Below are 23,898 nucleotides of genomic sequence, written 5' to 3'. Positions count from 1 at the left end.
TTATTAGTCTTGTATATTGATGAAAAATACAAGCCTTAATGGATTGAAACTGCATATAAAATTTAAAGATTTGTTAACCCCGGAGAATAATTTATTTTCAATTTAAATTATTGATAATTAGCATGTTTTGTTATTATGTAACGCTTGTTTTTTTCATGATAAAGCAAACTGTAATCTTGTTATTAAAAAGTTTTATTTGAAATTTTGTAATCATTCTTGTCTTACAAAATAAATAAGGAGAACTGACATTGAAAAAGTCTACATATAGTATCTCATATTTTTTTATCAGACTCAAGTAGGGATTTAAAAAATGCTAAATATTCTAAAAACACAACTTAAATTTTAAAATGAAAAAAACTATTTTGATTATTACGTCTATAATGGGTTCAATGCTCATGGCGCAAACCGGAAATGTTGGGATCAATACGGACATGCCTCAAAAAACTTTAGACGTAAACGGGGATTTCCGTACCCAGAAAACAGACTCTTCCACAAATGTGAACTATTTAATGGAAACCAATAATAGTACGATGCTGCCTGGTTTTAATCTATCTATTATTTCTGATACAAACAGTGGTGACGGGCATTATGAGTTGGCTAATAAAAATTCGTATATGAATTCAATAGGAGAGGGAAGCAACGTTTCTAGTATAGGAATGTCATCTTCAGGAGCTATTAACATAGGAGCAAACACCGGAAACATTAATTCAAGTATTGGAATAAACAGTAATGGGGTTGGAACAATTGTTCAGAACCCTACAACTTCAACTGTTACAAGGTTCAGTATACTGAATACCGGAACTCTTGGCCCTTTTTTCAGTTACTCAAATAATGGAACAATAACCGGAGAGTATTTTCTGCCGAGAAATTATGGGAAAAGAGGGCAGATACTAACTACACATGGTGCACCAAGCGATGCCGGTAATGGCGGACAATCAAATGTTCTTACATGGCGGGATGTTGCCGACCTCATTATATTAAAAGCACCCAATGGAAGCTGTTATAAGCTTACAGTTAATAATTTGGGAATACTTGGAACGGCAGCTGACGGCGATTGTGCGGTGGATGCCTATAATCCGTCCTCATTCGCAAAAACTTCTTCATCTCCTGTATTGCAGGAAGATAATTTGTTAAAAATGATCAATGAACAGAATAAAACGATTGAAATGCTGAAATCTCAAATGAAACAGGTACAGGACAGGAATAAAAAAACAAGAAAATAATATAAACTAAATAAACTCCACAGCTGCCATAGAATGCAATTCTGTGGCAGTATTTATTCAGATATTCCCGGATTTCACAGGAAGAACTTATGATAAATATCCATTAAATACGACATAGATAATAAAATCGGCTTTAACTATAATACATTTCGTTAAATTTCTTGTAAAAGTGTCCTGTAATTGTAAATAAGGTATTAAATTTGATAGTTTGTAACACTCAGTTAATTACTGCTACTAATTGAGATACTTTTTTATAAAAAATTAATAAAAATACATGACCCGTTTATGTGGAAAAATTTCAAACTGAATAAATTTTTACTTCTTATTCCATTAACAAGTCTAATGTTTTGTTTCAACTCGCCGAAGAACGATGATGAAAAGATGCAGACGATTATGGTGAGCGTAAAGAATACACTTTCTTATTTACATTACAGCCCGAAACCCATCAATGATGCCTATTCCAAGGACGTTTATAAACATTATTTCGAACTGGTAGATCCCGCAAAAAGATATTTCCTGCAGTCTGATATGGATGAATTCAGCAAGCATGAAACAAAGCTTGATGATTATATCAGCCAGGGTGATCTTACCTTCTATAAACTTACGATAGACAGACTGTACCAGAGAGTGGACGAGATAGACAAGATTACTCAGGACATCTTCAGCAAACCAATTAACCTGCAGGAAGACGAGTCTTTGACTCTTGAGCCTAAACTTAAAAAAGTACCTGTGAACAAGCAGGAGCAGTATAACGAATGGAGAAAGTATATAAAATACAATATTCTTCAGGAGGTTGAATCTATGAACAGCAAAGAAGAAGCCCAGAAAGAAAAGAAAGACTCCGTTCAGAAATATAAGTTGAAAGATACAATCAAATATCAGCCGCTTAGCCAGGATCAGAAGATCAAAAAAGCAACTGATGAAGTGAAAGATCTTGTAAAAGATACCTTCACAAGATTCAAAAAAAGAAAGAAAATGGATTGGTTTACCGTGTATATGAATGCGTATACTGAAGTATTCGATCCACACACCAATTACTACTCTCCAAAAGATAAAGAAGACTTTGATACTCAATTCACTGGAAAAGTGATTGGTATCGGAGCTCTTATTCAGGAGAAAAAAGGAAATCTTTTCTTAGGAGCATTAACAATCGGTGCGCCGGCATGGAAATCTAAACAGCTTTCAGAAGGTGATAAGATCTTAAAAGTTAAATCGAAACCGAAAGATGATGCCGTAAATGTTGTGGGAATGCTTTCTGATGAAGCTGTAAGGTTGATCAGAGGTGAAAAAGGAACGCCTGTGACGCTTACAGTTCAGAAAAAAGACGGAACCATTAAAGATGTAACCATGATCCGTGAAGAAGTAGCTATTGAAGACACATTCGCAAGAAGTATCGTAGTAAATTCTCCAAACGGAAAGAAATACGGATTTATCAATCTTCCAAGCTTTAATGCTGATTTTGAGGATGCTAAAGGAAGAAACGCTTCTGATGATATCAAAAACGAGATCATTAAACTTAAGCAGCAGAACATTGAAGGAATTGTCCTTGACCTTAGAAATAACGGAGGAGGATCGCTGACGGAAGTTGGGGATATCATGGGACTTTTCATGGATGCAGGACCTTATGTACAGGTAAAAGACGGAAACGGAAAGATCCAGACTTTAAAGAATAAAAATGAAACTCCGATTTGGACAGGACCTTTAGTGATTATGCAGAATGAGCTTTCGGCTTCGGCTTCCGAGATCCTTGCAGGAGTAATGCAGGATTACGGAAGAGCAATGATCATCGGTTCTCCGCAGTCTTTCGGAAAAGGAACAGTGCAGACTTTTGTAGATCTGAACAGATTCTTAAATACAGAAGACGATTTCGGATCATTAAAGCTGACGATTCAGAAATTCTACAGAATTACAGGAGAATCTACACAGAGAAAAGGAATTGTTTCCGATATCCAGATGAAAGACTTCTTTACCTATGCAGAAGTAGGAGAGCGCTATGATGATTATGCTTTAGCCTGGGATAAAATTCCAAGTACTAATTTCCAGAAACTGAACTACTTCAATATCCAGGCTCTTGAAAAAGCAAGTGCAGACAGAATGGCTAAGAACAGCAACTACCAGTTATTGCTTGAATCTGCCCAATGGAGAGAAAAACTGGATAAAGAAGAAAACATTACGCTTAACATCGATAAGTTTAATGAATTGATGAAGCAGAGAAAAGCTCAGATCGAGAAATTCAAAGCTTTAACCAAGTTTGAGAACGGTCTGAAATTCATGATGTATCCAAGCGAAGTGGAAAGAGAGAAAAAAGACGAAGCTTTCAAGAAAAAATCTGAAATGTGGATCAAAAACCTTAAAAAAGATCCATACCTGCAGGAAGCAATGAACATCGTTTCCGATATGGGAGCAAAATCATAAAAACAAAAAAACCGCTGAAATGTTCAGCGGTTTTTTTATTGCAAAAAAGAATTATTTAATTTCTACACACCCAACTCTTCCTCCTGCATTTCCGGTAGGCTGCGTATGGAAATCATCCGCAGAAGCATGTACGATCAAGCCTTTTCCGATGATATTCTTAGACTCATCTGTACAGCCAAGACACCATTTATTGGTTTTGAAAGTAAGGACAGCTTTTCCGCTCTGATCAGCCGTTAAATTACCGATATCTCCCATATGGAAATGTTCAGCACCCCATTTTCCATGATCATTCTTGGACGGATTCCAGTGTCCGCCTGTAGAAGTTCCATCCGCTGCAGAACAGTCACCTTTTTCATGAATGTGTACCGCATGAATACCCGGAGTAAGATTCGTTACTTCAAGTTTCATGGTCACTTCTTCTCCTTTCTGGGTAAACTTTGCCGTTCCGCCCGTCTGTGTTCCGCTCTTGGCATTAACTGTGTACGTTTTTGTTGTGCAGCATGAAGCCGCTAAAAATGCACACCCAGCCAGTAATGCTAATGTTTGTCCTTTCATTTTTAAATGATTTAAAGTGATTTTAACGTTAAATTTATAAAAGATTTTTCAAAGCACTTTATGATTTCAATCCTTTTTTCAAAAACAGCAACATATGACAAGTGAAACAGGATGTATCTTGATACCTTTACTGATCAGTATTTTTTAAAATGGAAGAACACAAAAAAAGAATCATTAAAGCAATACAATACATCGATAATAATCTCGATGCCAATCTTTCCCTCGAAAAAATTGCTGAAATAGCCATGTATTCCCCCTTCCATTTTCACAGGATTTTCAGGTTTATTACTGGCGAAACCCTCCAGAACTATATCATCAGAAAGAAAATAGAAAAAAGCGCCTTTTATCTGGCTGTAAAAAAGGAAATAGAGATAAAAGAGATCTTTCTTGATCTTGGATTTTCCAATCATTCCGTGTTCAGCAAGACTTTTAAAAAATATTATGGAATTGCCCCGTCTGTCTTCCGAAATTCTGCTCCGGAAATTTTTCACAAGATTTTACAGATACACAACAAGAACGGACAAATAGATACAGTTTTCAGCCAATACATTTGCAATGTAGAAAACCTGTTAAACTGGACAAAAATGAATTTAAAAATTGAAGTAAAAGAACTGCCGGAAATGAATCTGGCCGCAGTAATGAGCCTGGGAATTGCCAATGTGGAGCCTTCCTATGATGTACTCATAGACTGGGCAAAAAAGAAACAGCTGTTTCCCCGCGAGAATGTCAAAATGATCTCCGTGTATCATGACAGTTTTAAAGTGACTCCTCCTGACAAAGTAAGAATCCATGCATGTATGCTTCTGGATAAAAGTTTGGAGGGAAGTGAAGGACTGATCTTCTCAGAAACCATCAATGCAGGAAAATTTATCGTAGGAAGCGGAGAAGTTACCCTTCAGGATTTCGAGCAATGCTGGGTAGCTCTGTTTCTTTGGATGAATGAGCATCATTATTCCATGAGAAAAACATTTCCATTTGAAATTTATCATTCCAATTTTAAAGAACATCCGGAGGGTAAAATGACTGTGGATTTCTGTATCCCGATTCATTAATTTCCCATTCAGAAGCCAAAGTATGCCTTTCAGTAAAATTTATTTTAAAGAAAGGCATATTCCTTATTATTTTTGACCCGAAAATTAACTCCATGAAAACACAAGGAAATAAACTTTTACTGCTGATTGCTTTTCTGTCCTTTATTGCAGGATATTCACAGATCAGGATCTCAGGAAAGGTCACTTTTAAAGGCAAAGGCATTAACGAAATAAATGTCACATTAAAAGACACTTATGATGGTGCAACTACTGATGCACAAGGAAATTTCTCCTTTGAAACATCAGAAAAGGGTAATCATATTTTATCTTTTACCCATCCAAAATACCAGCAGGTGGAAAAACCTGTTGTTATTGAAAATCAGGATATTTCAGTCAATGCAGAACTTAAAGAACAGATCAGCGAAATTGATGCCGTGGTAGTTTCTGCGGGTTCTATAGAAGCAAGTGATAAAAAGAGAGCCACTGCATTGCTTACTCCCATTGATATTTATACTACAGCAGGAGCAGACGGCCAGATTTCTTCGGCTTTAAATTACCTTCCGGGTGTTCAGAAAGTAGGGGAAACAGAAGGCCTTTTCATCCGAGGAGGAACAGGAACAGAATCCAAAATCTTTATGGACGGAAGTCTTATTAATAATTACTTCTCCAATTCAGTTCCGGGGATTGCAGGAAGAGACCGCTTCAATACCTCTCTTTTTAAAGGAAATATTTTTTCAAGTGGCGGATATTCCGCATTATACGGACAGGCTCTTTCCGGTGCACTGATGCTGGAAAGTGTGGATCTTCCCGATCAGAGTTCTTACGATTTCGGAATTTCGCCGATCTTTTTAAGTGCAGGATTTCAGAAACTGAGTGAAGATAAAAACCATTCTTTCGGGGCGACTCTGGGCTATTCTCTTTTGAGCGTTATGCAGAAGGTTTTTAATTTCAATACAGATTTTATTGATGCTCCACAGGGTTTGAATGGTGATTTCAACTTTAGAATCAAAACAAAATCAGGCGGATTTTTCAAATATTACGGAATGTATGATTCCAATAAAATGGGTGTGAAAACAGAAAGCCTGGAGCCGGAATATGATTTTGCGCTGGTAAGACTTAAAGGGAAAAATACTTACCACAATCTGTCTTTTAAACAGAAATTCGGGAAATATCTTTTGAATGCCGGGACTTCTTATTCTTACAACAGGTCTGATCTTAATTTTTCTACGGAAACCAATGATACAGAGTCAGGTAAGACTGAACTTTTAACCGATGGAAATTATATTAATTTTAAAGCCGTTCTTGAAAGAAAGATCAATAAAATCAGTGCGGTGAGAGCCGGTTTTGAATTGAATAATACAAGTGAAAATCTGAACTTTGGAGAAGTCCAGAAAAACTATAAAGATCTCATATCTGCTGTTTTTGCAGAAACAGACCTTGGATTCAGCAATGCACTGTCTGCCAAAATAGGAGTAAGGGCAGAAAACTCTTCTTATTTGGGAAAAAGCAATATTGCACCGCGTTTTGCACTGGCTTACCGTCTGGCAAAAGACTGGACGACTTCCTTTGCTTACGGACTGTTTTACCAGAATCCTGAAAGCAAATATATCAACTGGCCAGCAGATCTTGATTTTCAGAAGTCCCAGCATTATATTTTTCAGGTTCAGAGAGCATCAGACGGGAGAAGTCTTCGTTTTGAAGCTTTTTATAAGAAATATGACCAGTTGATCAAAACATTTAATATCACACCGGATAAAGAGCAGAATCAGCAGGTACAGACTGCTTTGAACAATGACGGTTATGGTTATGCAAAAGGACTTGAACTGTTCTGGAGAGACAAAAAAACCTTTGAAAACATAGATTACTGGATCAGTTATTCCTTTCTTGATTCAAAAAGAGATTTTAATAATTATCCGGTAAGTCTGAAACCCAATTTCGCCTCTGCACATACGCTTTCTGCCGTTGCCAAAAGATTTATCCCGGAATGGAAACTGGGCGTTAATTTATCCTATACCTATTCCAAAGGCCGTCCTTATTATGATATTGCAACGAAAACTGAAAACAGCAACTCGGTAAATTACATCAGAAATGAAGGAAAACTGAAAGATTATAATGCCCTTAATATCAGCTTCAATTATCTTCCGAATCTTGGAAAAAAAGATGCTAAAGCTTTTACAGTCTTCGTATTGAGCGTTTCCAATGTTTTAGGATCTAAAAACGTTTACGGATACAATTTTTCCCTTGACGGATCAAGAAGTTCATCGGTCGTTCCGCCAGTCAATACCTTTGTATTTATAGGAGCTTTCATCAGTTTTGGAGTGGATAAAACTCAGGATGCAATCAATAATAATTTATAAAATAACAGCAACGGATATCATAATGATTACAAAATACATAACTTCGGAGATACAATTAACTAACTTAAAAAAATTGATATAATGAAAAAATACCTATTAAGTTTCGCTTTAGCTTTTATGAGTTTAACAGCTTTTGCACAGGCAGATTACGAAAAAATAATGGCCGAAAAAATTGCAAAAACAGAAACATGCAAAACCCCGGAAGAGTTCCAGACTTTAGCTAATGATTTTCAGAGAATCGGAAATAAGGAAAGCTCAAAATGGCTGCCTCCATACTATGCAGCATTCTCCCAGATCCAAAAAGGAAGACTGATGATGAGAAACGGCAATATGGATGGATTGGATGAAACGGCCGGTCAGGCTGATCAATATCTGGCTTCGGCACAAAACCTTGCAGGAGCAGACAACGCAGAAATCCATTTGCTGAAAAAAATGGCTGCTTCCTTAAGAATGATGGTGAATCCGGCTCAACGTTACATGACGGATGGCGCTAAAGCTATGGAAGAATTGGAGATTGCCGCAAAACTTGATCCTTCAAACCCAAGAATTGCTCTTATCAAAGCAGAAGATACCTATTTTACTCCTGAACAATACGGAGGAAGTAAGACTAAAGGAATGGAAATGTTCAAAGATGCCATTGTAAAATTCAATTCTTACCAACCAAAAACAGCCTTAGATCCTAACTGGGGCAGGGCGGAAGCTGAATATTTTATCAATATGCCGGCAAAATAATAACGAAAATCAAACCTTCCTTAGCCGGAAGGTTTTTTTATTCCATTCGGGAAAGAAAATCTGCCCTTCAGTAAAAAATAATTTTAGATACCTTTATTAAAGACTAATTTTGAGCCAAGAAAACGGACCATGAAACGTAAATATTTTATTTCATTACTTTGGATATCATTGGGAACAGCTCTATTCTTCTTTGTGTTTTTTAATGAGAAAACCTTAAAGAATTTTTTAATGACGCTGCTTCTTTCAATGATGTATTCCTTTGTGCTGGGAGTCGGAAATGGCTTAATTAATGATTTTCTCAATAAAAAGTTCCCCTGGTCCGAAACGACAAGAACAAGAGCCATTCTGAGTATTATTTCCATCGTTATCGGAAACTTTATTCTGGTGTATTTCTGTAATTACATGAACTATGTTGTGATTCAGAAGGTAACTACAGCTGACGTTTTTTTCTCCGGGAAATATGGAGTTACCAACTGGTTTATGATCAATATTGCACTTCTTATCTCTGCATTTCTTCATGCAAAGAGCTTTATGGAAGAGCTTAAAAAAACATCGAGGAAAGAAGTAGTGGAACAGAAGCTGATCGCAAAATCGGCCAATGCACAGTTTGAAAGTCTTAAAAACCAGCTGGATCCACATTTTCTTTTCAATTCCCTGAATGTTCTGAGCTCTCTTATCGATGAAAATCCGAATCAGGCACAGAAGTTTACTGCTTCAATGTCAAAGATTTACCGATATGTACTTGAACAGAAGGATAAAGAACTTGTAACGGTAGAAGACGAGATTGAATTTGCAAAAACCTACTGTGAACTTTTAAAAACCAGATTTGAAGACAGTGTAGATTTTGTTTTTGATGTGAAAAAAGAAGATTACAAAAGATATGTTGTACCGCTTTCGCTGCAGCTTTTGCTCGAAAACTGCATCAAACATAATTTTGCGACCTCTTCAAAACCTTTGGTTATCAAAATATTTTCAGACAACGATACGCTGTGTATTGAAAACAATCTTCAGGCAAGGGAACAGATGAAAGAAAGTGCAGGCATTGGTCTGGCTAATATTGTTCAGCGGTATGCATTACTTACGAAGAAAAATGTTTTCATTGAAAAATCAGAAGATTATTTTAAAGTAAAAGTTCCGATACTTTCTGATAAACCAAGCAATACCAGTGTAAAAGATGATGACGAGAACGGATCTTATGAGAAAGCCAAAAAACGCGTGAAAGAATTAAAAGGCTTTTATGCCAATTTAATTTCCTATTGTACGGTCATTCCGTTTTTGGTAATTATTAACCTGATGACTTCTCCCAGAGACCTTTGGTTTTATTTTCCAATGTTAGGGTGGGGTATTGGCCTCGTTTCCCATGCATTTCGTGTCTTTGGTGTAGGAGAATCCTGGAAAGAAAGGAAGATCCGGGAAATAATGGATAAACAAAAAAACAGAGACCATGGAAAATTATGACGAAAATGATATCCGCTATCAGCAGGCCAAAAGACAGGTTGAAAGGCTTAGCGGACTTTACAGACACTTATTCCTGTACATTGCTATTAATGCTGTAATAGTTATTTATAACTGTGAGCACCTGAGACCGGGAGAAAGCTATTTCCAGTTCAAAAACTTCTTTACGGCTACATTTTGGGGAATTGGACTTATAGCCCATGCAATAGTCGTTTTTTTGCCCAATCTGGACTTTGTTAAAAATTGGGAGAAGAAAAAGATCAGGAAACTGATGAATAAAAAGGAGAATTGAAGATTCAGAAATGATAGAATTCAGAATCCAGCTGTAAAATAACGAGTTTATATTTAACCTAAATCCAAAACTATGCATCTGTTGCAAATCATATTCTCAGTTTCCATGTTTGTTTGGTTTCTTACAGAGATTCTTTATAAAAACATGCTGAGATCCGGCAAAGAAGACCAAAAAGATAAAGATCATTCTACCCTGAATATTTTATGGATGGCCATTCCGTTTTCCATAGCGGCTTCGGTAACGGCATCTTATATGACGAAGTTTCCCATTGCAAAAGGAAGCTGGATCTTATATACAGGTGAGGCTTTTATCATTATAGGAATTATTTTTAGATTCATTATCATCAGATCTTTAGGGAAATACTTTACGGTAGATGTCACGATAAAGCAGGATCACAAAATTAAGAAAGAGGGTTTTTATAAATATATGAGGCACCCTTCCTATGCTTTTTCTCTTTTAACGTCTTTAGGATTAGGGATTTATCTCAATAATTGGATTTCGCTGATTCTGGCTTTCCTGCCTCCGTTCTTAGCTTTCATTTACCGCATTAAAATTGAAGAACAGGCTCTTGTAGAGCAATTTGGGGAAGAATATACAGAATACAGGAAAAAGACAAAAAAACTGATCCCTTTTATCTACTGATTCAATATTTTCAAAGGTTATTCATTCGAATACGGTTAGCTTATAGCCTTGTAATTTTACCCAAATAATAATTAAGCTTACCTTTTTACTGTTCAGTAATCATATTCTACCATTCGGTCATATAAAATTGAAACAAGGTCTTTTTCTGTATTACCTTTGACTCAACAAAATGACAAACAATCTTTAAAAATTATAATTATGGAAACAATAGGTTATACAAAAGAAACATTAGCTTACGAAAAAGCAGCAAAAAGAGTTAAAGAATTAAAAGGATTCTATGGGAATCTTACTTCTTACTGCCTGGTTATTCCATTCCTCTTAGCATTGAATCTTCTTACTTCTCCAAAACATTTATGGTTTTACTGGCCGATGCTGGGATGGGGAATAGGAATTGTTGCCCATGCAGTAAACGTTTTCGGGATAGGAAAAGAATGGGAAGAAAGAAAAATCAAAGAACTGATGGATCAGGAAAAAAGAAATACAAAAACATTATAATACCTTAAAAACTTTAAAATCATGGATTACAACAGTGCATACGAAAGAGTCAGCCAGCTGAAAAAATTCTATAAAAGCCTTCTTTGGTTTGGAATCGTGGCCGGAATTATATTTTTTGATGATATTTTTGAGAATGGAAGAATCGGCTTCTCTTTATTTGACGGATCTGTCATTCTGGTGATTTGGGGAATTATTTTAACTGTAAAAGCAGTAAAATTATTCCTTTTCGATACAGAATGGGAAAATGATATCATTGAAAAAGAGATGAAGAAAGATAAAAAGAACATAGATTTTTAAGCTGTCTGTTTTTTATCTAATTTTATCCGCTATTTAAAACTAAAACCATAACTCAATGATCAAAACTGTCATTATCGAAGATGAAAAGCCTGCTTCAAGAAAACTGGAAAGAATGCTGGGTAATTTTCCTGAAATTGAGATTGTTGCGAAAATAGAATCAGTAGAAGAAGGGGTAGCCTGGTTTTCAGAAAACGAGCACCCGCAGCTGATCTTTTCCGACATCGTTCTGGGAGACGGACTGTCTTTCGATATTTTTGAAAAAGTGCCTACCAAAGGATTTATCATCTATACCACAGCCTTTGATCAGTATACTTTAAAAGCATTCAAGCTGAACAGCATCGATTATCTTTTGAAGCCTATTCTGGAAGAAGACCTTTCCGGAGCAGTCGAGAAATTCAAATCCTTTATCCCGGCCAGTAATACAACCGGTTCTGAAGATATCAAACAGTTGATCAGGAAGGAGAAATCTACACTTTCCAGGGTTTTAGTGAAAATTGGGTATAATCTGAAAATCGTTCAGACCCATGAAATAAGCTGTTTTTTCAGTGAAAACAAGATCGTGTATCTTCAGACGGCAGACCGGGTTTATCCCTCAGATTTTACTTTGGACGAACTGGAAGATATCTTGGAAGAAAAGAAATTTTTCAGGGTGAACAGACAGTTTATCATCAATTCGGATTATATAAAAAACATCCACACATCACCTTATTACAAAGTTGATATGGAATTTCAGCCCCAGGAAGAGATCACAGTCAGCCGGGACAGAGTGAAAGATTTTAAAGAATGGCTGGTAGGCTAGAATAAGATGTCAGATTGGAGACATCAGACTTTAATAATGGGCTATTTATTCTGGATGTCTATACTTATAGCATGAATTTGACTTACACCCCCAAACTCTCTTACTCTAAAACTCTAAAACCCAAAATTACCTGTAATCTATCCTGTTAGACTCAGTATCTTCAAGCTGTTTTATAATAGATTTGGGGATCTCATCACTATCTATCGGAAAGCTGATAGAGTCTGAAATAAAAGACTTCCTGTCCGCCTTCTGAAATATTTCGAACAGAGCTATCGGCTCTTGGTTAAAACTGATACATGTACTTATAAAATGCAACTCATGGAGCTTATACTCTGGATTTTTAAGCTTTTCCTTGATATCTTTTATCCTTGAGATAAAATGCCTCTGCCGGATGAACGTATTGCTGTTCATAATGATGAATACATAATCTGAGTACGCAGTCACTTTTCCAAAATACTTGTGGTGATCTCCGCCGCTTCTCTCAATATAATACTCCCCCGAAGTCTCAGACTTATAAATTTCCATGGCGGAGCGCCAGATCCTGTTATCTTTTACTTCAGATGGGTTATCCGGTAAATTTCTGTTATAAGAATACCAGCAGCCTACCAAACGGTCTAATAGTGAAACATTCTGCTTACCGTTATTCATATCAATTCTGAGATCACTGAAGTTGAATGCTCCTGTATGGGAATTGATAAAATCAATGTAATTTGAATATCCCAGAACTTTGACAATCAGACTCAGTTTTGCCAGATTCGGTTTACTCAAAACTGAATTGTCATTCTGGTAATATTTCTTTAATTTGTTGATTATCAAATGCTCATAAAGATAATTGGAGCCTAAGATATCAGCTTTCCTTTTTATGTTTTTTTCCTCATTATCATTGATGATGAGGTCGTTAATTTCTGCCACAATATAGGACCATTCAGTTTTTGTGACATCTTCCCAATGGTTTTTCTTTAAGAAATGCAGACTCAGGAAATTCATAAGTTTCTCAAGATGCAGAATATCTTCTTTTTTCATAAGACTAATTTAAGATTTTTTTAAAACCAAAAAATACTGCTGTAAGACTTTTATATTTTAAAATCCATGAAAATTTGAATATAAACAAAAATAAACATCATGGAAATAGAAAACATTTTACAGTCGCCCTGGTTAATACCGGCAGCCATCATTATTGGAAGTCTCTTATTCTATAAATTCATTTTAAGAGTGTTTTTCGGACTTGTTATTATCCCAGAAGATAAAATAGGCTTGGTCACTAAAAAATTTGTGCTGCTTGGAAAACAGGAATTACCGGAAGGCAGAATCATAGCCACAAATGGGGAGGCAGGATTTCAGGCCCAGACTCTGGCTCCGGGAATCTACTTCTGGAAATGGATATGGCAGTATTCCATCCATTTTCAGCCTTTTACAATTATCCCGACCGGAAAAATAGGACTGATACTGGCAAAAGACGGTCAGGAACTTGAAACGGGAAGAATTTTAGCCCGAAAAGTAGAATGCGATTCCTTTCAGGATGCAGAAGCATTTTTAAAAAATGGCGGCAGAAAAGGAAGGCAGACGGGAGTTATTGCACCGGGATCATACAGGATTAATACCTTATTATTTGAAATTTCATTAACGGATATGACACAAATTCCGGATAATGCGGTAGGAATCATCACTACTTTGGAAGGGAAACCCCTGGAAGAAGGACAAATCGCCGGGAAAATAGTAGAAGAGCATAATAAATTTCAGGATGTCGATTCTTTCCTGAATAATGGCGGGTATAAAGGTTTACAGGAGCAGGTGATTTTAGCCGGCTCTTATTTTTTAAACCCCTGGTTTGTTATCCTGGAAATGGTGAAGATGACAGAAATTCCGATAGGCTCTGTAGGCGTAGTGATCAGCTACGTAGGAAATGAAGGAAAAGATTTAAGCGGGATAGAATTTAAACACGGAAATATTGTGGAAAAAGGATGTAAGGGAGTCTGGGCAGAAGCATTGGGACCGGGTAAATATCCTATCAATCCGTACATTATGAAGACAGAGCTGGTTCCTACCACAAACCTTGTCTTAAACTGGGCCTCTGCAAGAAGTGAAGCCCATCAGCTTGATAAAAATCTTTCCACAATCACAGTACGAAGTAAAGACGGCTTCCCTTTCAATCTGGATGTTTCCCAGATCATTCACATCCCTTCCAATGAAGCCCCAAAAGTAATCGCCCGTTTCGGGAATATGATGAACCTAGTAGGTCAGGTTTTAGAGCCGACCATTGGAAATTACTTCAGAAACTCAGCGCAGGACAGTGACGTAATTGCTTTCCTCGGAACCCGTAAAGAACGTCAGCAGTCGGCAAGAGAACACATCAGCAATGTACTGGAACAGTATAATGTTTCCGCAGTAGATACGCTGATCGGGGATATTGTGCCTCCTGAAACCCTAATGAAAACCCTGACAGACAGAAAGATAGCGGAAGAACAAAAGACAACCTTTGAAGTGCAGAAACTGGCACAGGAAACCCGCCAAAGCCTTGAAAAAGAAACTGCAGTTGCAGATATTCAAAAAGAAATAGTAACGGCCGATCAGGGAGTACTGATTGCGGAACGTGTTGCAGCAGCTGCAGTGAAAAAAGCAAACGGAGAAGCAGAAAAAACAAGATTACTTGCCAAAGCCAATGCTGAACAGATCTCCTTAATGGGTAATGCCGAGGCAGAAAAAATCCTTGCTATCGGTAGATCCAATGCTGAAGCTTATAAACTGTCGGTGGAAGCAATGGGAGAAGATAACTTTACCCAGCTGAAAGTAATGGAATCCATTGCCAGCCAGAATGTTAAAATAATGCCGGATGTACTTATAGGAGGAAGCAGTGATTCTGCTAACGGGGGAATCAGCGGGCTGCTCGGATTGAAGCTTTTAGAGCAAATAGACGCAAAAAAACCGGTTAAAAGGCCTGAAAAGAGAAATTTTGATGACACTTCTCAAGACTAATCATTAACTCTTTCCATAAAACTTTATAAAATCAAAACCATGTACAAACAAATATTAAAAACAGACAATCCAAACAAAATTGTAATTGAAAAATACATGAAAGAACCCGGCTTCTTAGGATTAGGCTTCCTTTTCGGGGACTATAAACTTCAGGTTACCGTTACGTTTGATCTCGAACAGAAGAAAATTACAGAGGCACGTAAAAACAAAACCACCGAAATATTTTTTAAGGAAATCACTTCCATATGGGTTCATAAAGCTCAGTTTATAGAAGAAGACGGATTGGATTACAGGGTAGCAGTATTTCTTGAAAAAGGAACCTTCTTCGGTCTGTATGTTTTCGAGGAACCTCACTTTGGAAGAGCCTTTTTTGAAATGCTTGAGCTGCAGATCACCGGGACAAATGAACCTTTTAGAATTCATTCTTTCCAGGAAGTTAATCAGAGAATGAAAAAAAATTCTTTAACAAAATAATTTAACCACAGAAAATAATCTTAAACATTAAAAAATGGCAACTATTCAATTTTACAGACCTGTGGGCCATCCACGGGATAACAGCAGAGCTTACATCATTAAAATAAACGGAGTAAAGAGAGCGGAACTTTTTAACGGTGATACCCGGTCCATTGAAATTAAAGAAGGGATCCATGAAATTAAGGCAAAAGTATCGATGGATACGGCAGGAAGCAAACCTTTAAAGATAAACGTTCAAAAAGATCAGGTATTGAAGTTTGATGTCATACAGAATGAAAGCAGCCTGAACCTGCTGTCTGTTTTCAGTATCGGAATATTTGCAATAGGGGGATTATACAGCCTTTTTGGTCACGTATTCTTCTTATTCCTCGCTATTCCCCTGATTATCTTCGGTATTCCGATGCTTATTGCAAAGAACGGAAACTATCTGTTATTTAAACAGAATAATAATGATATAAAAACCTGAAAACTAAACTAATCATTAAACAAATCAAAAAATGAACACCAGCACATTAATAAAAGATCAAGAGCTATGGCAAAGAATCTGTGATTTTTCCATAGACAGGAAGCATGCGGTATTTCCGTTTTCCAAAAAACTGGCTAAAGAAGAAAACTGGACGTCAGATTTTACGGAAAAAGCGATAGAAGAGTATAAAAAATTCGTTTATCTCTGCTGTATCGTGCCAAACGGAGCCTCACCAAGTGAAACCGTAGACAAAGTATGGCATATGCATCTTATTTATACCCAGAATTACTGGGAAGAGTTCTGCCCTGATATTTTAAGAAGAAACCTCCATCATCATCCTTCCAGTGGCGGAATTTCAGAAAAAACAAAACATCAGAACTGGTTTTCGGATACATTAAAGAATTATAAAGAAGTTTTTCACCAGGAACCTCCTCCGGAAATCTGGAATAACCAAAACGAAAAAACAGATACAAAACGGATGAATTTCTGGTCAAAAACGGTTAAAATATTGTCTTTTGTGTCTTTTATTTTAATGCTGAGTTCCTGCTCGGATTTTGGAGATATTATTGGAAATGTCATTTTTCTGGCAGCGGTTCTGCTTATTTTTTTCTTTGTGGTGTTGATGTGGTCTTCAGGGACAGGCAACAGTATTGACAATGAGGGGCTTAAGTCTAAAACCAAAGACGGAGGAAGTGACACTTCGGGAGGAGGTGGTTCAAGCTGCGGAAGTAGTTGTGGGAGCAGTTGCGGTGGCGGTTGTGGTGGCTGTGGCGGAGGATGTGGGGGTTAAATAAAAATGAAAAGTCATGACAAAGATCATCACACACTCAATACCGGCAGCACTAAGTTTTATCTGGCTTGCAATATGCTGCCGGACATTCAATCCGATTGCTTTAACGGGGCCGGGATTTTTAAAATTTTACCTGATTCTGACCATAGGATTTTATCTATCCGTTTTCTTTTTAAAATACCTGGGTGAAAATGTTTCAAGAACTTCCTTTTACTTCATGTCCCTTATTTTCGCTTTGGGAATTATAAAACTAATCAGAGGTTTAATTCTGGATAGACCTGTAGGAATATTGTTCAGTATTCTTGTGGCAGAGATTATTGCGATTATGGCTGTTAGGTCAATTCAGTTAAACCATAAGATTAAGAAATAAGATAATTCATTTAACAACAAGAAACCCGAAACAAAATGCTTCGGGATTTTATAAATATTAATTTTGATTTAATTATTTTCCAGCTTTGTAACCATATTTGCGGACCATTACACCAGTTACAACTGCAAGAATAAGGGTAACGGCAATATTGGAATTTTCCGGATGTACAATTACCTGATAAAGATTAAAGCCAAAAATAGCAGAAACAACAGCAATTAAAATTTGATTTGCGAAAGCATACAGGTTTTTTAAAGAAGTTTTCATAGTGATATTTTTATTGTTATTTACTAAGTAAGTCTGACAATCTAAAATACGTTACAGAAAATTTCAAAAAATTTTTCTTTATGCAATTACTCCGCTTCCGATCAGCTCTTCGCCAATATACCATGATGCAAACTGTCCTTCAGCAATGGCAGACTGAGCTTCTTCAAATTCAATATAGGCTGCATTCCCGAACTGATAAAGAGTAGCTTTCTGTAAAGGCTGTCTGTATCTGAATCTCGCCATTACCTCCATTGAACCACCATTTTCCAGTTTCATATCTTCACGAACCCAATGTACTTCAGAATTATCAATTTTTAAGGCTTTCTTGTGAAGCCCCGGAAAGCTGTGACTTTCACCAACGAAAAGAATGTTGTTTTCCATATCCCTGGAGATCACAAAACAGCTTTCTTTATGTCCGCCGATACCAAGGCCCTTGCTTTGCCCGATCGTGAAAAATTGGGCTCCCTGATGCTTTCCGATCACTTTTCCGTCCGTTTTTTTATAATTGATCTTCTGGGATAAAAATTCCAGTTCTTCTTCTTTTGATAAAAATTCCGGCTTTTCTGCTGAAAATATAGGTGAATCCTTGAAAATCTCTACAATTTCCCCTTCTTTAGGAACCAGTTGTTGCTGCAAAAACTGAGGAAGACTTACTTTACCGATAAAACACAATCCCTGCGAATCTTTTTTATCTGCAGTTACAAGACCGATTTCCTTGGCAATTTCTCTTACCTGGGGTTTTGTAAGCTCTCCAATAGGGAATAAAGCTTTCGACAGTTGATCCTGGCTTAGCTGACACAGGAAATAAGACTGGTCTTTATTGTTGTCTTTTCCTGCCAAAAGATGGAAAATTTCCTTTCCGTTTTCATCAATAGTAGAGCTGACCTGTGCATAATGTCCGGTAGCCACCTTATCAGCGCCTAAAGACATTGCTGTTTTCATAAAAACATCAAATTTAACTTCTCTGTTGCATAAAACATCAGGGTTCGGGGTTCTTCCTTTCTGGTATTCATCGAACATGTAATCAACGATGCGCTCCTTGTAAAGCTCACTCATATCAATTACCTGAAACGGAATTCCCAGTTTCTGGGCAACCATCAGGGCATCATTACTGTCCTCTATCCACGGACATTCATCTTCCAAAGTCACGGAAGCATCATTCCAGTTTCTCATAAACAGAGCTACCACATCGTGTCCCTGCTGCTGCAGAAGATATGCTGTAACGCTAGAGTCTACCCCTCCGGATAATCCTACTACTACTTTCATTTTATTTCAATTTTACGAAACTCTTAACGGGAGTTCTTAGTTTGACGTGGCAAAAATACAACTAAATAAATTCGTAAAAAAACCATAATTTTAAGCATTGATAAAAACGATATTAATATGAAAAAATTTATTATTCCTCTGATGCTGATGCTTTCAGGATCAGTATTTTCCCAGGTTTCGGTAGGTACACAGGGGCAGGATAACAACAGATGGACTTTCGGGGGCGGAATAGGTTTAGGGTTCGGAAGCAACAGTGCATTCTATCTTCAGGCTTCTCCCAGAGTTGGATACAGATTAACGGATGATCTCGAAGCCGGAGTTGTGGGAAGTGTTTCCTGGCAGACCTCCAATTATTATAAATCCACCATGTTCGGGGTAGGGCCTTTTGCCAATTATTATATTGCGAGATCTTTTTATGTAGGAGCCAATCTTCAGCATTATTTCATCAATTATAAAGATAAATATTATGATTATAAGGTAAATGATGAGGAGACGGCTTTATATCTTGGCGGAGGCTATATGCAGAGGATAGGAGGGAATTCTTTTATGCAGATCGGGGTGATGTATAATGTGCTTTGGAAAGAGAATTCCAGTATATTCTCAAGTGGATTGGTTCCAAGTATAGGATTTGTGGTAGGACTTTAAACTTTTGCTTTAAGGATTTCACTTATCCCGAAGGTTGATTTTTGCATATAATTTTTTAACCACAGATTTCACAAATTTGCACAGATGTTTGCGTTTTATTTTGAGAATATCATACCTCAATATTATTGAAAAATAATTTGTTTACAGGGTATGCTGCTCTTATTTATATATAATCATCTGTGTAAATCTGTGGTCAGAATAAGCACAGATCATTATCAATAAAAGCAGGCTTTAGACAAAACATATCTAAAACAAAAAGCACCGGAATTTTCCGGTGCTTTTTATTATAATTCTATTTTTTATTTACGATTGGGAAGATTTTTCCGTTGTTTTCTTTGTTTTCGGAGCTTTTCCAATCAATGCATCTTTGGTATCATTAAGATCTAAGATCACTGTTTCACCTTCAGATAATTGCTTGTTTACCAGCATTTCTGCCAACAAATCTTCAATGTATTTCTGAATAGCTCGTTTTAGCGGTCTTGCTCCAAAATCCTTATCCCATCCTTTTTCAGAAATAAAGTCTTTTGCCTCATCGGTTAGTTCTACTTTATAGCCTAGTTTTTCAAGTCTGCCGTAAAGTTTACCTAGCTCAATGTCAATGATTTTCTTGATATCATCCTGTACAAGGGAGTTGAAGATCACAATGTCATCAATTCTGTTTAGGAATTCAGGAGCAAATGCTTTTTTAAGGGCATTTTCAATTGTGCTTCTTGCTCTTGTGTCAGAGCTTGTCTTTTTAGCTGAAGTTCCGAATCCTACACCGTCTCCGAAATCTTTAAGATCTCTTGTTCCGATATTTGAAGTCAGGATAATGATCGTATTTCTAAAGTCGATTTTTCTTCCCAAACTGTCTGTAACGTGTCCTTCATCCAAAATCTGTAGAAGAATATTAAATACATCAGGGTGAGCTTTTTCAATCTCATCCAGAAGAACCACAGCATAAGGTTTTCTTCTTACCGCTTCAGTTAATTGTCCGCCTTCTTCATATCCAACATATCCCGGAGGCGCTCCAACTAATCTTGAAACAGCGAATTTTTCCATGTATTCACTCATGTCAATTCGGATCAGGGATTCATCAGATTCGAAAAGCTCTCTTGCCATTACTTTCGCAAGCTCGGTTTTACCAACTCCGGTTGTTCCAAGGAAGATAAATGTACCGATAGGACGGTTAGGATCTTTAAGACCTGCTCTGTTTCTCTGGATTGCTTTCACAACTTTCTTCACAGCGTCTTCCTGGCCGATTACTTTTCCGTTCAGCTTTTCATCCATCTGAGCTAATTTATCAAGCTCATTTTTGCCAACTTTCGTTACCGGAACACCACTCATCATAGAAACCACTTCTGCTACATTTTCCTCTGTTACGGTTTCTTTTTTCTCTTTTACATCTTTGTCCCACTTTTCCTGGGCGGCATTCAGCTCCATCTGAAGACGTTCCTCTTCATCTTTAAGCTTTCTGGCTTCAAGGTAATCCTGAGCTTTTACAGCTTTCTGCTTCATTTCTTTGATATCCTCGATCTTTTTCTCAAAATCAATGATTTCAGTCGGAACTTTCATGTTTTTGATGTAAACACGTGAACCGGCTTCATCCATGGCATCAATAGCCTTGTCCGGTAAGAAACGGTCTGTAATGTATCTTGATGTCAGGTTGACACAAGCCAGAATTGCTTCCGGAGTATACACTACATTATGATGCTCTTCATATTTATCTTTAATCTGATTCAGGATCTGAATGGTTTCATCAATAGAAGTTGGTTCCACCATTACTTTCTGGAATCTTCTTTCCAGAGCTCCGTCTTTTTCAATATACTGACGGTACTCATCCAGAGTCGTAGCCCCGATGCATTGAATTTCACCTCTTGCCAAAGCAGGTTTGAACATATTGGAAGCATCTAAACTTCCTGTAGAGCTTCCTGCGCCTACAATGGTGTGAAGCTCATCAATGAATAAGATAACGTCTCTGTTTTTTTCCAGTTCCGTCATGATTGCCTTCATTCTTTCTTCAAACTGGCCACGGTATTTTGTTCCGGCTACTAAACTGGCCAGATCTAAAGTAATTACACGTTTTCCGTAAAGAACCCTTGATACTTTCTTCTGCTGAATTCTTAAAGCCAGTCCTTCTGCAATTGCAGATTTACCAACTCCGGGTTCACCGATAAGAAGCGGGTTGTTTTTCTTTCTTCGTGATAAAATCTGAGAAACTCTCTCAATTTCTTTTTCACGGCCAATTACAGGGTCCAGTTTTCCGTCTCTGGCCAAAGAAGTAAGGTCTCTACCAAAGTTATCCAATGTAGGTGTTTTACTTTTTGCAGAACCTAAATTTCCTGTAGGCTTTCTCATTTGCTCAAATTCCTCTCTTTCATCGTCATCATCATAAGCACTCATTTGTGGTGACTGCCCGGAATTTTTAAGCATAGTCTGGTACTCTCTTGAAACTCCTTCATAATCGATGTCGTAAGCTCCCAGAATATTTGAAGTAGGGTCCTCATATTTGTAAAGAATGCCTAAAAGCAGATGAACGGTATTAATCTCATTGCTTTTGTATTGTCTGCATTCCAGTTCAGCACGTTTGATCGCATGATCTGCCATCTTGGTGAAAGAAATATTAGTAACCTCCTCAGAAATAGGATTAAGACTTGCTGTATTTAGAGTTTCAATTTTTCTTCTGATTTGTGTTAAATCCGCATTAAGGTTTTGAAGGATTTCTTTTGCAGAGTTTTCTGTTTTTATAATACCTAAAAGTAGATGTTCTGTATTAAGAAATTCACTTTTGAGCCTCTTCGCTTCGCTCTTGCTTTGTTTGAACACCTGGCTCAAACCTTGTGAAAACTTATAATCCATAATATATCTCATTAGAATAACGGCAGCATTGCCATTTATTCATTATCTAAATTACAAATATTTTACCAAAAATCAATTAATGACTTTATGGCAGAAAAAATTTTATTATCTTATTGAAAATGATTAAGTTTGTGATCCTTTAAAATTTCCCCATGAATCCCGAAATTACTACTTATATTGGTTATTCTGCATCTATTTTCATCGTACTGAGCTTCATATTAAAAGATGTAAGAAAAATTAGGATAGTCAATATGATAGGCTGTATCTGTTTTGTCATTTATGGCATTTTCAACGGAATGCTCTGGCCGGTTATTATTCCAAACGGCCTTATTTGCTTTATCCAGGTTTATCATTTACTGGCTGGAAACAAAAAGTAATGAAAAAAAAGATAATTACTTCTGCCTTCAGTAATCTGTATACGGATCAGCGGATAGAAAAGGTTTGCAGAACTCTGTACGAGGCAGGCTACGAAGTAGAATTGATCGGGAATGACTGGAAAGGAGCAGACCCTATGGAACGGCCTTATCCGTTTTCCAGGATACAGTTATCATCCGGAAGTTTAAAAACGGCTTACTTTGAATTTAACTGGAAACTGTACCACCAGTTAAAGAAAAAAGCGGATCATAATACTATCCTTCACGCTAATGATGTTGATGCTTTACTGGCCAATTATCTTATTGCTAAAAAATTGAATATCCCGTTGGTTTTTGACAGTCATGAAATTTTTTCAGAAATGCCTGCCATTCAGGGCAAAATGTCACAAAAAATCTGGAGATATTTAGAAAAGCAGGTCATTCCCAAGCTCAAATTTATGATTACGGCAAGTGGAAGCTATGCAAAATGGTTCCGGAAAAAATACGGAATTGATCCTGTCGTGGTTCAAAATGCGCCCAAAAAACAGGATTTCACAATAGAAATTCCTGAAAATAATCCTAAAATACTTTTATATCAGGGAGCGCTCAACCCATTTCGCGGGATTGACAAAGCAATTCTTGCCATGCACAATCTTGAAGGGGTAATTTTTAAAATAGCCGGAGATGGTCCAAGAAAAAGGGAATATGAAGAACTGGTTATTAAAGAAAAGCTTGAGCATAAGGTTCAGTTTTTGGGGAAATTAAAACCCGATGATTTAAGAAAAATAACAGTAACGGCTGACGTGGGGATGAGCATTGAAGAAAATGGGGGAGAGAGCTATTTTTATTCTCTTCCGAATAAGGTTTTAGACTGTATTCAGGCACGTGTTCCATTATTGCTGTCTAATCTTCCTGAAATGCAGAATATCAAAAATCAGTTCGATATAGGAGAGATCATTCAAGACCATCAGCCTGAAAATATCGCTGCTGCTGTAAATAAAATCTTAAATAAAGGAAGAAAAAGTTATCAGGGTGAACTTGAAAAAGCTTCTGCAGCCTTCTGCTGGGAAAATGAAGAAATAAAACTGCTGAAAGTTTTTGAAAATGCATCAAAATAAATAATCTTTATAAAAATGGTTATCTTTGCATTAAAAATTTGTTAAAAA

General features: G+C 36.9%; 24 protein-coding genes. 19 read left to right on the top strand and 5 right to left on the bottom strand.

What is annotated here, in order from left to right; all coding sequences use genetic code 11:
• Window positions 1–347: 347 nt before the first annotated feature.
• Window positions 348–1,223: a hypothetical protein gene (locus ACQWU4_RS10385; protein WP_429935695.1), complete on the top strand. Its 876-nt coding sequence runs from the start codon at window positions 348–350 to the stop codon at window positions 1,221–1,223.
• Between the two features lie 285 nt (window positions 1,224–1,508).
• Complete coding sequence (locus tag ACQWU4_RS10380) at window positions 1,509–3,638, top strand: carboxy terminal-processing peptidase (protein ID WP_429935694.1); 2,130 nt, start codon at window positions 1,509–1,511, stop codon at window positions 3,636–3,638.
• 51 nt (window positions 3,639–3,689) lie between these two features.
• Here the strand turns inward: ACQWU4_RS10380 and ACQWU4_RS10375 are convergent, their stop codons facing one another.
• Complete coding sequence (locus ACQWU4_RS10375; RefSeq protein ID WP_429935693.1) at window positions 3,690–4,193, bottom strand: superoxide dismutase family protein; 504 nt, start codon at window positions 4,191–4,193, stop codon at window positions 3,690–3,692.
• A gap of 149 nt (window positions 4,194–4,342) precedes the next feature.
• On the opposite strand from ACQWU4_RS10375, the gene ACQWU4_RS10370 reads away from it, so the two are divergent.
• The 9 genes from ACQWU4_RS10370 (at window position 4,343) to ACQWU4_RS10330 (ending at window position 12,293) form a co-directional block, all read left to right on the top strand.
• Complete coding sequence (locus tag ACQWU4_RS10370; protein ID WP_429935692.1) at window positions 4,343–5,245, top strand: AraC family transcriptional regulator; 903 nt, start codon at window positions 4,343–4,345, stop codon at window positions 5,243–5,245.
• A gap of 92 nt (window positions 5,246–5,337) precedes the next feature.
• Window positions 5,338–7,581 carry a TonB-dependent receptor gene (locus tag ACQWU4_RS10365; RefSeq protein ID WP_429935691.1) on the top strand — a complete coding sequence of 748 codons (2,244 nt, stop codon included), beginning with the start codon at window positions 5,338–5,340 and terminating at the stop codon, window positions 7,579–7,581.
• A gap of 81 nt (window positions 7,582–7,662) precedes the next feature.
• Window positions 7,663–8,313, top strand: coding sequence for a hypothetical protein (locus ACQWU4_RS10360; RefSeq protein ID WP_429935690.1), 651 nt, complete (start codon window positions 7,663–7,665; stop codon window positions 8,311–8,313).
• 129 nt (window positions 8,314–8,442) lie between these two features.
• Entirely contained in the window at window positions 8,443–9,771 is a 1,329-nt protein-coding gene (locus ACQWU4_RS10355) for a 2TM domain-containing protein (protein WP_429935689.1), read from the top strand.
• Window positions 9,758–10,060 (top strand): 2TM domain-containing protein, encoded by a 303-nt coding sequence (locus ACQWU4_RS10350; RefSeq protein WP_429935688.1) that lies wholly within the window; start codon window positions 9,758–9,760, stop codon window positions 10,058–10,060. Before ACQWU4_RS10355 ends, ACQWU4_RS10350 begins: the two co-directional genes overlap by 14 nt.
• A 72-nt stretch (window positions 10,061–10,132) precedes the next feature.
• On the top strand, window positions 10,133–10,702 hold the full coding sequence (locus ACQWU4_RS10345) for a methyltransferase family protein (RefSeq protein ID WP_429935687.1): 570 nt from the start codon (window positions 10,133–10,135) through the stop codon (window positions 10,700–10,702).
• A 198-nt stretch (window positions 10,703–10,900) separates the two neighbouring features.
• Entirely contained in the window at window positions 10,901–11,197 is a 297-nt protein-coding gene (locus ACQWU4_RS10340; RefSeq protein ID WP_429935686.1) for a 2TM domain-containing protein, read from the top strand.
• 21 nt (window positions 11,198–11,218) lie between these two features.
• On the top strand, window positions 11,219–11,494 hold the full coding sequence (locus ACQWU4_RS10335) for a 2TM domain-containing protein (protein WP_429935685.1): 276 nt from the start codon (window positions 11,219–11,221) through the stop codon (window positions 11,492–11,494).
• 55 nt (window positions 11,495–11,549) lie between these two features.
• The gene (locus ACQWU4_RS10330) at window positions 11,550–12,293 is read left to right on the top strand and encodes a LytR/AlgR family response regulator transcription factor (RefSeq protein ID WP_429935684.1); all 744 of its coding nucleotides are present in this window, start codon (window positions 11,550–11,552) and stop codon (window positions 12,291–12,293) included.
• 126 nt (window positions 12,294–12,419) lie between these two features.
• Here the strand turns inward: ACQWU4_RS10330 and ACQWU4_RS10325 are convergent, their stop codons facing one another.
• On the bottom strand, window positions 12,420–13,316 hold the full coding sequence (locus ACQWU4_RS10325; RefSeq protein WP_429935683.1) for a hypothetical protein: 897 nt from the start codon (window positions 13,314–13,316) through the stop codon (window positions 12,420–12,422).
• 99 nt (window positions 13,317–13,415) lie between these two features.
• Between ACQWU4_RS10325 and ACQWU4_RS10320 the strand changes: the two genes are divergently transcribed.
• The 5 genes from ACQWU4_RS10320 to ACQWU4_RS10300 are packed head-to-tail and all read left to right on the top strand — an operon-like array spanning window position 13,416 to window position 17,366.
• On the top strand, window positions 13,416–15,266 hold the full coding sequence (locus ACQWU4_RS10320; RefSeq protein ID WP_429935682.1) for an SPFH domain-containing protein: 1,851 nt from the start codon (window positions 13,416–13,418) through the stop codon (window positions 15,264–15,266).
• A gap of 39 nt (window positions 15,267–15,305) precedes the next feature.
• On the top strand, window positions 15,306–15,740 hold the full coding sequence (locus ACQWU4_RS10315; RefSeq protein WP_429935681.1) for a hypothetical protein: 435 nt from the start codon (window positions 15,306–15,308) through the stop codon (window positions 15,738–15,740).
• Between the two features lie 34 nt (window positions 15,741–15,774).
• On the top strand, window positions 15,775–16,206 hold the full coding sequence (locus ACQWU4_RS10310) for a hypothetical protein (protein ID WP_429935680.1): 432 nt from the start codon (window positions 15,775–15,777) through the stop codon (window positions 16,204–16,206).
• A gap of 31 nt (window positions 16,207–16,237) precedes the next feature.
• The gene (locus tag ACQWU4_RS10305) at window positions 16,238–16,996 is read left to right on the top strand and encodes a glycine-rich domain-containing protein (RefSeq protein WP_429935679.1); all 759 of its coding nucleotides are present in this window, start codon (window positions 16,238–16,240) and stop codon (window positions 16,994–16,996) included.
• 16 nt (window positions 16,997–17,012) lie between these two features.
• Window positions 17,013–17,366, top strand: coding sequence for a hypothetical protein (locus ACQWU4_RS10300; RefSeq protein WP_429935678.1), 354 nt, complete (start codon window positions 17,013–17,015; stop codon window positions 17,364–17,366).
• A 72-nt stretch (window positions 17,367–17,438) separates the two neighbouring features.
• Here the strand turns inward: ACQWU4_RS10300 and ACQWU4_RS10295 are convergent, their stop codons facing one another.
• Both ACQWU4_RS10295 and mnmA read right to left on the bottom strand, forming a co-directional pair.
• Window positions 17,439–17,630 (bottom strand): hypothetical protein, encoded by a 192-nt coding sequence (locus tag ACQWU4_RS10295; protein ID WP_429935677.1) that lies wholly within the window; start codon window positions 17,628–17,630, stop codon window positions 17,439–17,441.
• A gap of 78 nt (window positions 17,631–17,708) precedes the next feature.
• Window positions 17,709–18,896, bottom strand: a complete 1,188-nt coding sequence (mnmA, locus tag ACQWU4_RS10290; protein ID WP_429935676.1) for a tRNA 2-thiouridine(34) synthase MnmA — start codon at window positions 18,894–18,896, stop codon at window positions 17,709–17,711.
• A gap of 117 nt (window positions 18,897–19,013) precedes the next feature.
• Here mnmA and ACQWU4_RS10285 point away from each other — a divergent pair, with 117 nt between their 5' ends.
• Window positions 19,014–19,541 (top strand): hypothetical protein, encoded by a 528-nt coding sequence (locus ACQWU4_RS10285; RefSeq protein WP_429935675.1) that lies wholly within the window; start codon window positions 19,014–19,016, stop codon window positions 19,539–19,541.
• A 303-nt stretch (window positions 19,542–19,844) separates the two neighbouring features.
• Here ACQWU4_RS10285 and ACQWU4_RS10280 read toward each other — a convergent pair whose 3' ends face one another.
• Window positions 19,845–22,379 carry an ATP-dependent Clp protease ATP-binding subunit gene (locus tag ACQWU4_RS10280; RefSeq protein WP_429935674.1) on the bottom strand — a complete coding sequence of 845 codons (2,535 nt, stop codon included), beginning with the start codon at window positions 22,377–22,379 and terminating at the stop codon, window positions 19,845–19,847.
• 152 nt (window positions 22,380–22,531) lie between these two features.
• On the opposite strand from ACQWU4_RS10280, the gene ACQWU4_RS10275 reads away from it, so the two are divergent.
• Together ACQWU4_RS10275 and ACQWU4_RS10270 are read left to right on the top strand one after the other, a co-directional pair.
• Complete coding sequence (locus tag ACQWU4_RS10275) at window positions 22,532–22,756, top strand: uroporphyrinogen decarboxylase (protein WP_111954019.1); 225 nt, start codon at window positions 22,532–22,534, stop codon at window positions 22,754–22,756.
• A complete protein-coding gene (locus ACQWU4_RS10270) occupies window positions 22,756–23,850 on the top strand; it encodes a glycosyltransferase (RefSeq protein ID WP_429935673.1) in 1,095 nt (364 codons plus the stop codon). Before ACQWU4_RS10275 ends, ACQWU4_RS10270 begins: the two co-directional genes overlap by 1 nt.
• Window positions 23,851–23,898 lie beyond the last annotated feature (48 nt).

Origin of the sequence: Chryseobacterium sp. MIQD13, assembly GCF_050496705.1 — a bacterium.
In the GTDB taxonomy this organism is placed as follows: Bacteria; Bacteroidota; Bacteroidia; order Flavobacteriales; family Weeksellaceae; genus Chryseobacterium.
The sequence above is the reverse complement of the archived record's forward strand: the minus strand, read 5'-3'. Positions and strand labels throughout refer to the sequence as shown.